At 70.1% G+C, this 14,563-nt stretch carries 13 protein-coding genes; 6 read left to right on the top strand and 7 right to left on the bottom strand.

The features are described from left to right. The first annotated feature begins 8 nt into the window (after window positions 1-8). Window positions 9-971 (top strand): helix-turn-helix domain-containing protein, encoded by a 963-nt coding sequence (locus ACSHWB_RS47580; protein WP_439659950.1) that lies wholly within the window; start codon window positions 9-11, stop codon window positions 969-971. On the opposite strand, the gene ACSHWB_RS47575 is transcribed toward ACSHWB_RS47580, so the two are convergent. From ACSHWB_RS47575 to ACSHWB_RS47560, 4 genes are all read right to left on the bottom strand, one after another. Continuing rightward, window positions 965-4,672, bottom strand: a complete 3,708-nt coding sequence (locus ACSHWB_RS47575; RefSeq protein ID WP_439659949.1) for a S8 family serine peptidase — start codon at window positions 4,670-4,672, stop codon at window positions 965-967. The genes ACSHWB_RS47580 and ACSHWB_RS47575 overlap by 7 nt on opposite strands. A 159-nt stretch (window positions 4,673-4,831) precedes the next feature. Beyond that, window positions 4,832-5,467 carry a lamin tail domain-containing protein gene (locus tag ACSHWB_RS47570; protein ID WP_439659948.1) on the bottom strand — a complete coding sequence of 212 codons (636 nt, stop codon included), beginning with the start codon at window positions 5,465-5,467 and terminating at the stop codon, window positions 4,832-4,834. 137 nt (window positions 5,468-5,604) lie between these two features. After that, window positions 5,605-6,054, bottom strand: coding sequence for a lamin tail domain-containing protein (locus ACSHWB_RS47565; protein ID WP_439659947.1), 450 nt, complete (start codon window positions 6,052-6,054; stop codon window positions 5,605-5,607). 228 nt (window positions 6,055-6,282) lie between these two features. Next, window positions 6,283-6,591 carry a helix-turn-helix transcriptional regulator gene (locus ACSHWB_RS47560; protein WP_439659946.1) on the bottom strand — a complete coding sequence of 103 codons (309 nt, stop codon included), beginning with the start codon at window positions 6,589-6,591 and terminating at the stop codon, window positions 6,283-6,285. Window positions 6,592-6,845: 254 nt separating this feature from the next. Here ACSHWB_RS47560 and ACSHWB_RS47555 point away from each other — a divergent pair, with 254 nt between their 5' ends. From ACSHWB_RS47555 to ACSHWB_RS47540, 4 genes are all read left to right on the top strand, one after another. Beyond that, the gene (locus ACSHWB_RS47555; RefSeq protein WP_093604291.1) at window positions 6,846-7,256 is read left to right on the top strand and encodes a nuclear transport factor 2 family protein; all 411 of its coding nucleotides are present in this window, start codon (window positions 6,846-6,848) and stop codon (window positions 7,254-7,256) included. After that, window positions 7,253-7,870, top strand: a complete 618-nt coding sequence (locus ACSHWB_RS47550) for a ScbR family autoregulator-binding transcription factor (RefSeq protein ID WP_439659945.1) — start codon at window positions 7,253-7,255, stop codon at window positions 7,868-7,870. The genes ACSHWB_RS47555 and ACSHWB_RS47550 overlap by 4 nt, the downstream gene beginning before the upstream one ends. Window positions 7,871-7,962: 92 nt before the next feature. Next, window positions 7,963-9,195 carry an ATP-grasp domain-containing protein gene (locus ACSHWB_RS47545; RefSeq protein ID WP_439659944.1) on the top strand — a complete coding sequence of 411 codons (1,233 nt, stop codon included), beginning with the start codon at window positions 7,963-7,965 and terminating at the stop codon, window positions 9,193-9,195. A 69-nt stretch (window positions 9,196-9,264) separates the two neighbouring features. Next, the gene (locus ACSHWB_RS47540) at window positions 9,265-10,536 is read left to right on the top strand and encodes a serine/threonine-protein kinase (RefSeq protein ID WP_439659943.1); all 1,272 of its coding nucleotides are present in this window, start codon (window positions 9,265-9,267) and stop codon (window positions 10,534-10,536) included. A 9-nt stretch (window positions 10,537-10,545) separates the two neighbouring features. Here ACSHWB_RS47540 and ACSHWB_RS47535 read toward each other — a convergent pair whose 3' ends face one another. The 3 genes from ACSHWB_RS47535 to ACSHWB_RS47525 all read right to left on the bottom strand — a co-directional run bounded on the left by ACSHWB_RS47535 (window position 10,546) and on the right by ACSHWB_RS47525 (window position 13,487). Then, the gene (locus ACSHWB_RS47535; RefSeq protein WP_439659942.1) at window positions 10,546-11,211 is read right to left on the bottom strand and encodes an HAD family hydrolase; all 666 of its coding nucleotides are present in this window, start codon (window positions 11,209-11,211) and stop codon (window positions 10,546-10,548) included. Between the two features lie 22 nt (window positions 11,212-11,233). After that, complete coding sequence (locus ACSHWB_RS47530; protein ID WP_439659941.1) at window positions 11,234-12,529, bottom strand: wax ester/triacylglycerol synthase family O-acyltransferase; 1,296 nt, start codon at window positions 12,527-12,529, stop codon at window positions 11,234-11,236. A 61-nt stretch (window positions 12,530-12,590) separates the two neighbouring features. Then, entirely contained in the window at window positions 12,591-13,487 is an 897-nt protein-coding gene (locus ACSHWB_RS47525) for an anti-sigma factor RsbA family regulatory protein (RefSeq protein WP_439659940.1), read from the bottom strand. A 181-nt stretch (window positions 13,488-13,668) separates the two neighbouring features. Here ACSHWB_RS47525 and ACSHWB_RS47520 point away from each other — a divergent pair, with 181 nt between their 5' ends. Further along, window positions 13,669-14,403, top strand: a complete 735-nt coding sequence (locus tag ACSHWB_RS47520) for an alpha/beta fold hydrolase (protein ID WP_439659939.1) — start codon at window positions 13,669-13,671, stop codon at window positions 14,401-14,403. Window positions 14,404-14,563: the final 160 nt, after the last annotated feature.

The following is a 14,563-nucleotide window of genomic DNA, read 5'->3' as shown; positions in this document are numbered from 1 at the left end:
TGGCTTGCGTGCTCGGATTGCGTCCGGCGGAACTCGCGGTCTACGAGGCGCTCGTGGACTCCTACCAGCTGGGTCTGGCCGAGCTCTGCCGTGCGGCGGCGCTGGCCGAGCGGGCGGTGCGGACCGCGCTGAGGTCGTTGACCGAGCTCGGTTTCGTCCACCAGGTCGACGGCCTGCACACCGCCGTGGCCCCGGACGTCGCGCTCGCGGCGTACTTCCTGCGCCGCGAGGACGACCTGCGGCGGGAACGGCTGCTGGCGGGCGCGCTGCAGGTCCGCTACGAACGGGCGGCGGGTGTGCGCGCCCCGGCGGACCTCGTCGAGGTGGTGCACGGCGCAGAGGCGATCTCGCGGCGCGCGGACCAGGTGATGCGCACGGCCAAGCACGAGGTGCGGTTCGTGGACAAACCGCCGTACGCCAAGGCGCCCACGTCGTTGCACCCGGTGGAGGAGGAGCTGCTGCGCCGCGGCGTCCGGTTCCGGGGCATCTACGAGCGCCGGGCGCTGGAGCTGCACGACCTGCGCGCCGACCTGGAGATGGGGCTCTCGCTGGGGGAGGAGGCCAGGGTGGTCGCGACCGCGCCGACGAAGATGATCCTCGCGGACTCCCACCTCGGGCTCATCCCGTTGTACAGCACCGAGACGACGCTGGAGAGCGCGGTGATCGTGCACCGGTCGGCGTTGCTCGACTCGCTCGGGGCGTTGTTCGGGAGACTTTGGGACGACGCGGTACCGCTGTCGCTGCCCGGTCAGCCGGCGAGCTCCGATGTCTCGATCGCGGACGCGCGGCTGCTCGCGCTGCTGGCGACCGGGTTGCCGGACCGCAGCATCGCCAAGCAGCTCGGGCTGAGCTACCGGACCTACCAGCGGCGACTGCACCGGCTGATGGACGACCTGGGCGCGCAGACCCGGTTCCAGGCGGGTCTGCGCGCGGCTTCCAGGGGTGCGGGTTCCCTGCTCCCGCCTCAGTGAGTGCGGAACGCCTTCTGCATGGTCTGCGTGACGGTGTTCCCGGCGCCGTCCCTGGCCTCGGTGCGCAGCCAGACGTCACCGCTCGGCTTGTCGATCGTGACCTGCCAGCGGCCCGCGTCGGGCTGGATCCGCGCCGGCCGCCAGGTCACGCCGTCCGCGGACCACTGCACCTTCACGACGGTGACGGGCGCGCTGCTCGCCGTGGTGACGTGGTAGACGAACGGCGTGTTCGCCGGTGCGGAGTTCATCAGGTCGAGCGGCAGGTCGTGGCGCAGCTGGATCAGCGGCTGGAACTGGCAGGTCGCCGCCTGGGCGTGGCAGGAGTAGCCGCGCGGTGGCGGGGTGAGCGACCGGCGTGACTGGAACGTCCACGTCGTCTCGGTGCGCGGAGCGAGGGTGAACAGGACGGGGTTGACCGCGCCCGCGACGGCTCCCTGAGCGTGGCTCTCGATCTTCTCCAGGCGGTAGGTGGCCTGGTCAGGGGACAGGGGGAAGGTCGGGTAGAACGCCAGCGGGTCCTGGTTCGGCGCGATCTCGCGCTCGCCCTGGAAGAGGCGGACCTTGGTCGTCGTGAAGAACTTGCTGTTCTGGTAAGGGTTCGTGTAGTGGCCGGGATTGCCGTCCGTCCATTGCAGAGCGGGGACGAACGTGTCGCCGGTCCGGCAGTTCGAGCAGAGCTGACGCCACGCGTCGCCCGCGGCGGGGTAGCGGGCGGGGTGGTCGGACTGGAGGTCGATCGCGGTGCTGTGCACCGGTCCGGCGAACCAGCGCTCGACGGCGGGGGCCTGGCCGTCGCGGAACACGTTCTCCTGGTACATCGCCATCGCCGCGCGGGCACCCTTGTCGTCCGTGCCGCTCAGCGTGACCGAACGCTTCCAGACGATCCGGTCGTCGCCGGGGCCGATGTACTCGTTCCACGCGGCGGGCGGGCTGAACGTGGTGCCGCGCATGATCTGCGTCTGCCACAGCCCGGTCGGGAACGGGTACCAGGTCTTCTGCACGGTGAGGCCGGGTTTGTCGGCGTGGTAGGAGGTCCTGCGCAGCACCAGCTTCGCCGGGTCGACGGTGTGGCGGTGGGCGGCCGGGATGCCGTTGGCGTCGAGGTAGCTGAGGTTGAACACGGACTCGGGACCGGACCTGATGCTCAGCTTGATCGCCGACTGCTTCGCGAGGAACTCGCCGTCGGCGTTGCTGACGCTGAGCGAAGGGAGGGCGCTGCTGGCCAGACCCGTGAGCGGGAGTGCGCCTTGCTGGTCCACATAGGACACCAGCGCCTTCCTGCCCTCCTGGGCGGCGGTGGCCGCGGCGGCGTTGGCGGCCTTGACCATGACGGCGGGGGTGTCCGGCTTGATCCTCACGACCTTGACGTCGGTCCGCTCGCCCGGCCACTTCGCGGACAGCACGGCGACGTCGCCGTCGGTCTTCAGCGTGCGGCCGCCGGAGGTCAGCGTGATCGCGGCGGTCTGCAGGGTCACGTTGTCCTGCAACGAGATCGCGCCCCTGCCGGCGGCAGGGGAGGGGGTCGCGCGGACCTCCCACGGCGTGGTGCCGAGCGCGGCCGAGGTCTCGGTGATCAGGGGCAGGTTGGCGCCCTCCGCGGGCAGCACGCGGCGCATCGTGACGGTGCGGTCGCGTTGCTCGGCCGGGCCCGGCGGCACGACCTCGATCGGCACGGTCCGTTGCGCGTCGAGCGAGACGTCCTGAGCGCCGGAGACCGTCAGTTCCGGTGCGGCCAGCGCGGACCAGCGGCGCACGCCCGCCGTGTTCTCGGTCGCCCAGCTCACCGCGGAGTAGCGGCCGCTGGGCACGTTCGCGACACCCTCGCCGTTCACCACGTCGAAGACGTAGCTGACGGTGTCGTCGAACGGGTCGTTGACGTCGTCCTGGCCGTTGGAGTCGTCGATCAGCTGGCCGAACGCGGGTGCGGGAGCCTTGCCCGCCGTGTCGCGGACGTGCACCGACACCGGGAACGTCCGCGGTGCCTCGTAGACGCTGACCGCGGTGCGCAGAGAGGTGCCCGCGCCGGTGGCCGTGACGACGCCGCCGTACACACCCGCCGGACCGGCGTCGGGGTCGAGGGTGAGGAGCGCGGTGGCCTGGCCGCGGGCCGGGACGGTGAGACGGGACGTGCTGAGCCGGAACGCCGTCGCGGACGTGCCGTCCCAGCCCTTCAACGCCGCGGCGAGATCGAGGCTGAGCGGCGCGTCGGAGTCGTTGGTGTAGGCGAGTTCTCTCGTGAGCGTGTCACCGGATCCCTTCTCCTGACGCCCGAAGCTCACCGATGCCGGTCCCGTTGCCTTGGCCACCACCGCCCGCGCCACGTCCAGCCGTCCCGCGCCCTGCTCGTGCCAGGGCATGCCGACGTCGGCCGCGCTGGTCACGAGTGCGTTCTTCAGCTGCTGCGCGGTCCAGCCGGGGTGTTGCTGTGCGAGCAACGCGGCCGCGCCCGCGACGTGCGGAGTCGCCATCGAGGTACCGGACGACGCGGTGTGCAGGTCCGAGACCGGCGCGCCCATCGACGTGCCCGCGGCGCGGGCGGCGACCACGCCGACACCCGGCGCGGTGATCTCGGGCTTCACGTGCGCGTCGCCGATGCGCGGGCCGGTGCTGCTGAACGGCGCCAGCCTGTCCTGCCGGTCGACCGCGCCGACCGTCAGTGCGGAGGCCGCGGCGCCGGGGGAGGTGACCGAACGCCCTGCCGGGCCGTTGTTGCCCGCCGCCACCACGAACAGCACACCGGTCTCGGCGGAGAGCCGGTCGACCAGCGCGCTGAGGTCGTCGGAACCGTCCGTGACGTCGCCGCCGAGGCTGAGGTTGACGATCTTCGCGCCGGAGCGGGCCGCCCACTCGATGCCCGCCATCACCTGCGAGGTGTCGCCCTCGCCCGCGCCGTTGAACACCTTCGCGATCTTCAGCTGCGCCGCCGGGGCGACACCGGTGTACCTCGCGCCGGTGCCCGCGATGGTCGAGGCGACGTGCGTGCCGTGCCCGTGCAGGTCGGTGACGTCGGGCTCGTCGGAGAAGTTCGCCGTCTCGACGATCTTCGCGGCGACGTCGGGGTGGTGCGGGTCGATGCCGGTGTCCACGACGGCGACCGTGACGCCGGACCCGTTCAGTCCGGCCGTCCACGCCGCCGGGGCCCCGATCTGCTTGGTGGTCTGGTCGAGCGTGACGCGGATCGGCCGGTCGTACTTCACCCGCACGCCGGACTTCGCGCTCATGTCCAGCGAACGCCAGAACTGCTGGGCCTTGGCCTTCTCCACGTGGACGCCGGACGCGTTGAGAGTGTTGATCCTGGTGTGCGCGCTGGCACTGATGGCACCGGTCATGAGCACCGGGACGGAGGCCGTGCGGTCGTCGGACTGGCCCGTGCGCGCGAGTTCGGTGACGTTGAACAGGGTTCGGTCGACGGTGCCGGACGCGACCGCGCCGATCGCGTCCGACGGGTAGACGTGCAGACCTTTGGCCGTCGTCATGGTGTGGAAGACCGGCGGCTCGCCCTCCCGTGGCGCGGCGTGGATCTGGGCGAATTTTCGGCCGTCGGAGCGTTCGGTGTAGTCGACGACGTCACCGGTGATCAGCGTGATCCGGTGCGACGCCTCGGACGTCTGCGCCGGCGGGGGTGCCGGTGGCGTCGCGGACACCGGTGGTGCGACGAGCGTGGCCGCGGCGATGGCGAGTGCCAGGACGTGTCGGAACACGGCGCCTCCTCGTGATCAGTTCACAGCAGGATGAGGGGCCGGAATTCCTTGCGGAACAGTGGAAAGCGGCGGTTGGTCGCCGTTGGCGACTTCGCGCCACACGACGAAGCCCGGACCGTGGCGGTCCGGGCTTCTGGGGAGCTCTCGTGGAGCGGCCGGTCAGAAGGTGCGTTCCTGCAACGAGAAGTCACGCTGGTTGTTGTTCGTGTCCTGGCTGAGGATGTTGCGGGTGTTCGACCCGTTCAACGCGGCGGTCTGCGCGGTTTCCGGAGCGGCGTTGACGCTCTCCCTCGGAGTGACCGCGCTCGCCGAGAACGCGACGCCGTCGATCTTGAAAGCGGTCGGCGCGTTGCTGCCGAAGATCGCGACACCGCCGTACACCGGAATGCCCTCGATCCCGAGGAAGTTCACCGGGAGCACGTGCTGGGTGCTCGTGGTGCCGGAGAACTCTGCGCCCGTCAGCACCAGCGTGGAGCCGGTGTTGTTCTTGGGCGCCAGCACGATCGGCTGGCCGAGGGAGTCCATCAGCGGAATCGTCTGGACGACCTGGTTCTGCTGGTTGTAGATCTTCAGCACCCAGTTGGTCAGGTCGAGCTGCTGGTCCGTGGTGTTGGCGATCTCGATCGCCTCGTCGAGCGGCCCGTTCGGGCCCATGGTCGAGACCTCGTTGACGAGCACAGCCGGCACGGCCATGACCTCGGGAGCACCGGGCTCCTCGGCCGCGGTCGCCGTTCCCGCGAACGCGATGGTGCCCGCGAATGCGAGAGCCGTGGCTCCGCTCAGCAGTCGACGCATTGTCTCGGTCCTTTCGAGAAGTGAGTTGTGGACATTTCTCGTGGCGGCGTTCCTGGTCTCGTGAATCGACCTGTCTTGCCGCCGGGACTGACTTTGCTCCGATTTGCTGGAGGTCGTAAGGGGCCATTGCGGCGCGGTTACGGATTGATTTCACCGGGAGTGGGAATGCGGCAGGTGAAGTCCGCGGAGTTGTGATCCGTGTCGCGTGAGGCGCTGTCGCGGCCGAGCGAGGAGCCCTCGCCCGAATTCTGGCAGGGCGTGGCCGGACCGTCTTCGCGGCACGGTGAGGACGAGGTCAGGCCCACGCTGTCGGTGTGCGCGCCGTGCCGGTTTCGAGCGATAACGCCCGAGCCGTCCACCGTGTGCACGACGATCCCGTTGGGTGCGGTTCCGCTGAACGCGCTGCCGACTATCAGGAAGTATTCACCCGGAGGCACCACGGTGGGAGAGGGGATGGTGGCGAGGATTCGCGCGGAGCTGCCGGCGCACGCCTGGACCGCCCATCCTCCGATGTCTGCCTCGGTGGAACCGGTGTTGCGCAGTTCTACGAATCCGCTCGATCCGAGCGCGATCTCGTTCACTTTCACCGGGGAGACCCCCGGTACGCCGCCGAGCGCGGTACTGGCGAGCAGCAGGCACGTTGCGACGGAGTTTCCTGGAGGTGTCACAGATCGCAGTCTGGCCCTGCCCGGTGGTCGTCACAGGGGGCCAAAGACCTGCTCTGCCTGGGACTTGCGGGAAGGCGGTGGCCGCGGAGTCCGGGCGGTGCACCGCTTCCCGCTGGGGGCAGGTCCCGCTCGGGCCTGCCCGCTCCGTCAATCGGAGTGGTCTTCCGAGTTGGCCCTGCGTGTCTCACGCGTGATCGTCGCGGCCTTGTCGACCGCGGCGTGCGGCACGTCGAGCGCCGCGCTGAGGAAGGCGCGCCAGTAGGGGCCGGGAATGCGTTTGCCGCGTTCCCATCTCGACACTTCTTCACGGGTGACGCTGTCGTTTTGTGAGATCTCGCACAACAGGTCCGCGAGTTCGCGCTGAGTGAGGCCCTGCTCTCGCCTCGCCTGCGGAATCAGCGCGGTAATGGGCGGCACGTCCTGGTGCTCGGTGGCTGGTAGGGCTGCCTTGAGCACGGTTCTGCTCCGTTTCGGTGTGATGGGTGGGTGTGCCGACCACGATGCCTCAAAGCCTGGATCATGGGTCCCTGCATTGCGGTGATACCCGCGGTCGTTGAAAGTTCGCGTACCGCCGGAATCCGCCGCTCGGATGTTCGGGTGAAAGAGAGCTGGGCCAACGGGGTGCGCGTTCTCGCATTGTGGGTCTTTGACTAGTGTGACCGCGCCGGGACCGTTGCGACAGCAATGACCGGGATGAGAAGGTGGAGAAAATGCTCTCGACGGTCGAAGTGGTGCAGGTGTTTCTCGCGCGGCTGGCCGCGCAGGACGCAGCGGGCATCGCGCGGTTGTGCGCACCGACCGTGGAATGGGAGGCGCCCGACCCCGGTGGCGCCAGGTGGACGACCGGCCAGCGCACCCGCCGGGAGGTCGAGTCCCAGTTCCTCACCCTGTTTGCCACGTTCGGCCTGGAGCGGCTCTCGGCCCGCCAGGTGATCGTCGACGGAGGAGACGCGGCCGTGGTCGGTTCGGCACGCTGGCGGGTCCTGACCACGGCAGAGCGGGTGGACGTGCGGTTCGCCGCCGTGGTGTCCGTGCACCTCGGGGAGATCGAGCAGTACTGGCAGATGCCGGACACACTGGCCGCCGCCGTCGCCACAGGGGCCGCGCGGACCGAGGCATGAGCGTCAACCGCGAGAGATCGGTCCGCACGAGGTCCAGGCTGCTGAACGCCGCCGCGGAGGTGTTCGACCGCGACGGGTTCGCCGGATCCAGCCTCACCGCCGTGTGCGCCCGAGCGGACGTGTCGAAAGGCGCGCTGTATTGCCACTTCCGTTCCAAGGAGGCCCTCGGTGTCGCGATCATCGAGGAGCAGTCGCTGTTGTGGCACCGGTTGCGCGACGACCAGCTCGCGATCGAGCAGTCGCCGGTCCAGGCGCTGATCGCCATGTCGTTCGAGTTCATCCGCAGGCTGGACACCGATCTCACCGTGCGGGTCAGCGCGAAGCTGTTGCGGGAGGCGGTGTTCTTCGACGTCGTGGCCGCCGCGCAGGTCGTCGGCTGGGTCGCCGTGGTGCGGGAGCTGCTCTCGCTCGCGCGCGAACGAGGGGAGCTGCGGCCGGAGGTGAACGTCCGGCACGCGGCGGAGCAGATCGTCGCGGAGCTGCTCGGGCTGCAGTTCGTGGCCCAGGCCCTGAGCGGCGGCACCGATCTCCGCACCCGGCTCGCGCGGGTGTGGCGGGCGTCGTCTGGCTGTCTGGTGACAGCACCTGTCTACAAGACGTTGCGGTTCGAGTGACGGTCGTCTCGACCCAATCGAGACAGGAATGCCTGGTCGCGCCCATGCCGTTGTGCTCCTCGTTCGTCAGGAGTCCTAACGAGGGAGCAGGCGTGAGCAGCATCGTGGTGGTGGATCCGTACTCGGCGGGCAAGGGCATCGCGCCCGCGTTCGCACGGCGTGGTGTCGACGCGATCGCGGTGCTGACGACCGAACGGCCACCCGCGGGGCTCGCCTCGACGTGGAACCCGGACGACTACCGCGAGATCCACGTGCTGCACGACCTCGACGAGCTCGCCGCGAAACTGGCCGTGCACGACCCGATCGCCGTCGTGCCGGGCACCGAGACCGGTGTCGAGGCCGCGGAGACGTTGTCCGAACTCATCGCACCGGGCCGGTCGAACGTCCTGACGCTCTCGTCCGCGCGCCGGGACAAGTGGCAGATGGCCGTGGCGCTGCGCACCGCCGGCGTGCCGCACCTGCGTCAGATCAGCTCGGACCGCGTGGACGAGGTCGCCGCGTGGCTGCGACGCGAGGGCCTGGAGAACTCGCCGATCGTGCTGAAACCGCAGGAGAGCGGCGGTGCGGACGACGTCTTCGTGGCGATGCCCGGCGACGACTGGCGGGCGAAGTTCCACCGGATTCTCGGCTGCGTTAACAAGCTGGACATCCGCAACGACAAGGTGCTCGTGCAGGAACTCGCGGTGGGCACCGAGTACGAGGTCGACACCTACTCGATCGACGGTGAGCACGGTCTGGTCGCGGTGTGGCGTTACGCCAAACAACGCCGCGGCGACCGGCTCGGCATCTACCTGTCGAACACCCTGGTGGAGTCCGGCGAACCCGTGGTCGGCGTGCTGTTCGACTACGTGTGCCAGGTGCTCGAGGCGACCGGTGTCCGCAACGGTCCTGCGCACGTCGAGGTCATGATCACGCCGGAGGGGCCGCGGCTGATCGAGATCGGTGCGCGGCTCGCGGGTGCGGAGCAGCAGGAGCTGACGTTGCTCGGCACCGGGGAAAGCCAGATCACGCGGATGGTGCGGCATCGCGTCGACGGCGACACGTCGGTCGGCCGGTACTCGCGGCGCCAGCACGTGAAGTCGGTCTACCTGTCCTCGCCCGCGGCAGGAGAGCTCGGCAACTCGGTGCGTTTTGACGAGCTGGCCTCACTTTTGCCGAGTTACCAGAGTGATGCGCTCGCGTATCGGGAAGGTTCCACGGTGCCCCGTACCGATGACCTGTGGACGTCGTTGGGTTCGGTAGTGCTGGCGACGACAGACGCCGACCAGCTGGAACGGGATGTGGCGATGGTCAGGGAGATCGAGTCCGGGCTCATCGTAGTTTGATCTTCAGGTTGGTCGGGTAGCCGAAATTCCACGCGACCCGTTAGCGTGCTGCGCAACGAGCGGAGGCCCATGAGCGCACCTTGGGACGGCGATCTGACCGGGGCGGTGATCGACAACCGCTTCGTGGTCGGGACGCTTCTCGGGTCCGGGGGCATGGCGGAGGTCTACCGCGCGTACGACCGATCGACGACGTCTTCGGTGGCGATCAAGATCTTCTCGGGTCCCGGTCTGCCCGACGACGAACTGCGGCTGCAGCGCGAGGCCACGATGCTGTCCTCGCTCGACTGCCCCGGCGTCATCCCGGTCTACGCCTCCGGCACCGTGTCGCGCCGCCCGTACTTCGTGATGCGCGAGATCACCGGCGGCACCCTGCGCCAGCGCATGCGCGAACCGCTGCCGCCCCGGTTCGTGGCGCGCATCGGCAGCCAGATCGCCGAGGTCCTGGACCACGTGCACGGCCTGGGCGTCGTGCACCGCGACATCAAGCCGTCCAACATCCTGCTCGACGACACGGAGAAGCAGGCGTACCTGGCGGACTTCGGCCTCGCGCTGGTGGCCGAGGTGACGCGGGTGACGACGTCCGGCGTGCTGGTCGGCACCGCCGGCTACCTGTCGCCGGAGCAGGTGCGCGGCGCGGAGGTCGGGCCCGCCGCCGACGTGTACGCGCTCGGGCTCGTGCTGCTGGAGTGCCTGACGGGCCGGTCCGAGTACCCCGGTGGCGACGCCGAGGCCGCGCTGGCCCGGCTGGCGCGGGCGCCCCGGATTCCCGTCGACCTGCCGGCGGCCTGGGTGTCGTTGCTGTCGGCGATGACGGACATGGTTCCTGAACGCCGTCCTACCGCCGCTCAGTGCGCGCGGTCGCTGGCCGCCGCCCACGAGGCCAGCCGCGGGTTACCGGCCCTGGTGCCGGACGCGGCGGTCACGTTCGCCGCCTCGGCACCCGCCGTCGTGCCGGAGCCCCGGTCCCGGAAGCGGTGGGCGATCGCGGCTGCTGCCGTCTCCGCTGTCGCGGTGGCCGTGGTGGTGACGAACCTGTCCGGCGGAAGCCAGTCCCCGGCAGCGGACCAGCCGGTGACGCCGGACGCGCGGACCCAGGTGGTGACGGTGACGCAGTCGACCGTGACCGTCGTGCCGACGACGGACGGGGCGGAGGCGCCGGGTGTGCCAGGGGCGCCGCAGCCGGGTGCCGGTGGGGTCGTGCTGACGTCGGCTCCGGCCGTGGGGACCACCGAGGCCCAGCCGAGCGCGCCGGCGGAGACGACGAAGGTCAGCAAGGAGAAGAAGAAGGACCGCAAGAACTCCTCGGAGGCGCCTGCCCCGTCGCAGGTGCCTCAGCCCTGAGCCGGGTTCTCAGGCGTTCGGCTCGCTGACCACGGCGAACGGCAGGTCGGCCAGCTCCGCACGCAGCGTGTCGAGGTCCTGGTAGACCGCGGACGCCCCGCGATCGACCAGCTCGTCCTCGCTGAACCCGCCGGTCAGCAGCCCGATCGACGGCAGGCCCGCCCGTGCGGCCGCGTCGCAGTCCCACACCGAGTCGCCCACGACGACCGCGCGCTCGCTCTTCACCTCGCGCAGCGCCACCTGGATCAGGTCCGGCGCCGGCTTGCTGTCCTCGACGTCGTCGGAGGTCGTCCACGCGATGTCGCCGGGATCGAGCAGCTTCAGGTAGTGCTCCACGTGCTTGCGCTTGCCCGAGCTGGCCAGCACCACGGCCAGGCCGAGGTCGGTGGCGGCGCGGACCAGGCGATGTGCGCCCTCCAGGGGCTGGATCTCGGGCAGCATCTCGTCGAAGTGGCGTTCCCACGCGGCGCGCACTTCGTCGCCGTGGTCCTGCTCGACCTTGTCCCCGGCCACCGCGGCCACCAGCCTGTCGCCACCCATGCCGATCGCGCGGTGCACCCGCCACGCGGGCACGGTGACGTCCACGCCGCGGAAGGCGCGCAGCCACGCCACCACGTGGTGGTAGTTCGTGTCGACCAGGGTTCCGTCCACGTCGAGGACCAGGGTGTTGCTCATGAAACCAGGTTTGCCCGCGGGTCTACCTCGGCAAACCCACCAGCTCGCGGCTCTCCTGCAACGCCAGGAGCTCGCGGCGCAGCACCGCGTCGAGCCACTGCGCGTCCGACATCCACGACTGGTTCGTGTTCAGGCAGACGTGCACCGAGTTGCGGTACACCGACAGCGCGATGCCGACGGCGTGGCCGGGTGCGACCGGCGCGACCGGGTACATCTCGCACAGCGCGGCGCCGTCCAGGGCGAGCGGCACGGACGGCAGCGGCACCGAGGTGACCAGCGTGTCGAACAGCAGGGGAGCGCAGCGGCCCATGACCGGCGCGGCCAGGCGGTGCACCAGCGGCGGCACCTTGTCGGCGAGCAGCGGCAACGCGCCCGCACCCCGGTCGGGGCCCGCGGCCTTGGCGGACTCCATCTGCGCGCGGATGTTCCGCAGCCGCTCCGCCGGGTCCGCCTCACCGACCGGCAGCGCGACCAGGAAGCCGGAGATCTGGTTGCCGGAGGCGCCGCCGGTGCGTGAGCGCTGGTTAACCGGGATCAGCGCCCGCACGACCGAGTCCGGTCCGGCGCTGCCGTGCGCGGAAAGCCAGTGCCGCAGGGAACCCGTGACCAGCGCGAGCAGCACGTCGTTCACCGTGCCGCCGTGGGTGCGGCGGATTCGGTGCACGTCCGCGAGATCCAGGCGCGACATCACCACGCGGCGTGGCCGGGTGGACGCGGTGAGCACCGGAGAGTTCAGCGTCGGCGGGCGCGTGTTCATCAGCACGCTCGACGCGATGTCGAACGTGTCCTTGAGCTCGCGCAGCGACGGCATCGACGGGATGATCGACTTCGCGATCGGCTCCGGAGCGTCCGGAATGGACAAACGCGACGGGTCGAAGAGCTGGATCCCCAGGCCAACGGCCTTCATGCCGTCGCACAGCGAGTGGTGCAGCTTCGCGACGACGGCGAACCTGCCGCCCGCGAGACCGGTGATGACGTGCAGCTCCCACGGCGGGCGCGCGAGGTCGAGCGGCTGCGCCATCAGGTGCGACACCAGGGTGGCGAAGCGCTCACGGCCGCGCACGTGGTGCGTGAAGACGTGGTCCTCGGGCGCGAAACCGGGGTCCTCCACCCAGCGCGCGCCACCGAACATCGAGGTGCGGGCGCGCTGGCGCAGGCGCGGAATCTCTTGCGCCCGTTCGCAGAGCACGGCGGCGATGCGGGCCGGATGCACCGGAGTGGACGGTGCGAAGGTCGCGACCGCGCCGAGGTGCAACGGATTGGTGTCGCCCTCCATTGCGAGGAAGGCGATGTCGAGGGGGGAGAGGTGGTCTGTCATATCCGTGCAAGGAAAACAGGTCCGCGTGTCATGCGCATTGCGATGAGATGGCGGCTACTCCCTACCGCCCCAAGTACACTCGAACGGTGGTACCGCTGTGACTCGTGTGAGTGCGAACCAGGTCACACAACAGGTTCACCATCACGATCCCGAAGCCGGACAGGCCCGTGAACGACGGCGGGAACCCGCTGCCCTCGTCGCTCACCTCGCACACGGCGGTGTCGTTCTCGCGCCACATCCGCAGCACCCCGCGACCGGACGCGTGCAGGATGCTGTTCGTCGTCAGCTCGTTCACCGCGAGCATCAGGTCCTCGACCTGTTCGCGCCGCAGCCAGTGCGCGAACGCCGCCACGAGCTTGCGCATGTGCGCGAGCGTGCCGACGGTGAACGGGTGCTCCTCGACGCCGGCGGGCGGCGGCGGTAACGGCACGTTGTAGATGTCGGCCAGGCCCGCCTGGTCGGTGTACCACTCGCTCGCCATGCGCCGCTCGCCGTCGATCACGACCGGGTGGGTGCGCCGCGCGTCCTCCAGCACGTGACCGGGCAGCGCCGTCGCGTCGTACGGGCACAGGATGACGCCCTGCCTGCCCTCGAACGCCGTGTTGATCAACGCCTCGTGCTGCACGCACGCCGGGTACTCGAGCGCCGTGCGGCCGGGCCACATCGGTTCGCCGACCATGCGGAAGCGGCGCTGCGTGCTCGCGCTGAACGCCATCAGCACACCGGGGATGATCCGGCCGGGGTTGCGGCCAGCCTCGGTCATGTCGATGAAGTGGACCTCGTCCGCGGCATCGCCCAGCCGTTCGCGCAACGCGCCGATGCTGGCCTCGGGCACCGCCACCAGCACCGGCTCGCCTCTGTCGACGCCGCCCGTCACGAATCTGGCCGTACCGGCGAGGAAGGCGTCCTCGTCCCGGTAGAACAGGGCTTCGTGCGCGAACGGAGCAACGGGGTTCATCGGCTTCCCGGGCGGTAGGTGGCTGCGGCAGGTCACCATTCTGCTACCCGTAACAGTGTTTCGGCGGGGGCCAGGCCGGTGGTTGTCGGTATGCGTGCCGCCGTCCGCCGGATTCGTCGTGCGGGCGGGCATAAGCCCAGGCAGACTCGCGCATGTCGGGGCACAGCGAGGAGGTGACGCCGTGCTGCACCACACGCTGACCGGGCCGGAGGACGCGCCGGTGCTGGTGCTCGGCAACGCGCTCGGCGCGACGACGGAGCTGTGGAGCGGGTTCTCGCTGCCCTTCCGCCTGCTGCGGTTCGACCACCGCGGCCACGGCGGCAGCGCGCCCGTCCAGGGCCCGTGCACGATCGAGGACCTGGCGCAGGACGTCGTGGAACTTTTGGATCACTTGGGTTTGCGCCAGGTGTACTACTGCGGTGTGTCGCTCGGCGGCATGGTCGGCATGTGGCTGGCCGCGCACACCGACCGCGTCTCCCGGCTGGCTCTGGTGTGCACGACCGCGTGGGTGCCGGACAAGGCCAGACTGGACGAACGGATCGAGCTGCTGCGCGCGCACGGCATGGAGGCCGTCGCGGACACGATCGTCTCGCGCTGGTTCACCCCGGCGTGCGCCCCGGACGTCGTCGCCCGCTTCCGCGCCGAACTGCTGGAGGTCGACCTGCCGTCGTACCTCGCCTGCGTCGAGGCCGTCCGCGCCATGGACCTGCGGGGTGACCTGGCGAAGATCGACGTGCCGACCGTGGTGATCGCGGCGGCGCAGGACCACGCGACGCCGACCGAGCTCGTCCGGCACATCGCGGACGACCTGCCGGACTCGGAGCTCTACGTCGTCGGGGACGCCGCGCACCTGGCGGTGGTCGAGGCGCCTCGAACCATCTCGGTCATCCTCGACGACCACTTCGGCAACGACTAAGCACCTGGCGAGAAGTTCTGTCCCCGGCCCGTCGGGTCCAGTTCCCGATGGGTCACAAGGGTCCCGGCACGCCCTTTTTTGCGGTACGCGGGGTCCCCGCGTGTGCTCTGACAGTACGAAAGGTCCCCGCGTGCGGTTCTAGACTTGAGCCGGGCACGCT

The organism is Lentzea sp. HUAS TT2, from assembly GCF_051853195.1.
GTDB lineage: Bacteria > Actinomycetota > Actinomycetes > Mycobacteriales > Pseudonocardiaceae > Lentzea.
This window is presented reverse-complemented; position numbering and strand designations above follow the sequence as displayed.

Bases quoted from the DNA above. Each gene is read 5' to 3' on its own strand.
- ACSHWB_RS47570 (WP_439659948.1), bottom strand. From the start codon at position 5,467: ATGCGTCGACTGCTGAGCGGAGCCACGGCTCTCGCATTCGCGGGCACC.
- ACSHWB_RS47555 (WP_093604291.1), top strand. From the start codon at position 6,846: ATGCTCTCGACGGTCGAAGTGGTGCAGGTGTTTCTCGCGCGGCTGGCC.
- ACSHWB_RS47550 (WP_439659945.1), top strand. From the start codon at position 7,253: ATGAGCGTCAACCGCGAGAGATCGGTCCGCACGAGGTCCAGGCTGCTG.
- ACSHWB_RS47540 (WP_439659943.1), top strand. From the start codon at position 9,265: ATGAGCGCACCTTGGGACGGCGATCTGACCGGGGCGGTGATCGACAAC.
- ACSHWB_RS47535 (WP_439659942.1), bottom strand. From the start codon at position 11,211: ATGAGCAACACCCTGGTCCTCGACGTGGACGGAACCCTGGTCGACACG.
- ACSHWB_RS47530 (WP_439659941.1), bottom strand. From the start codon at position 12,529: ATGACAGACCACCTCTCCCCCCTCGACATCGCCTTCCTCGCAATGGAG.
- ACSHWB_RS47525 (WP_439659940.1), bottom strand. From the start codon at position 13,487: ATGAACCCCGTTGCTCCGTTCGCGCACGAAGCCCTGTTCTACCGGGAC.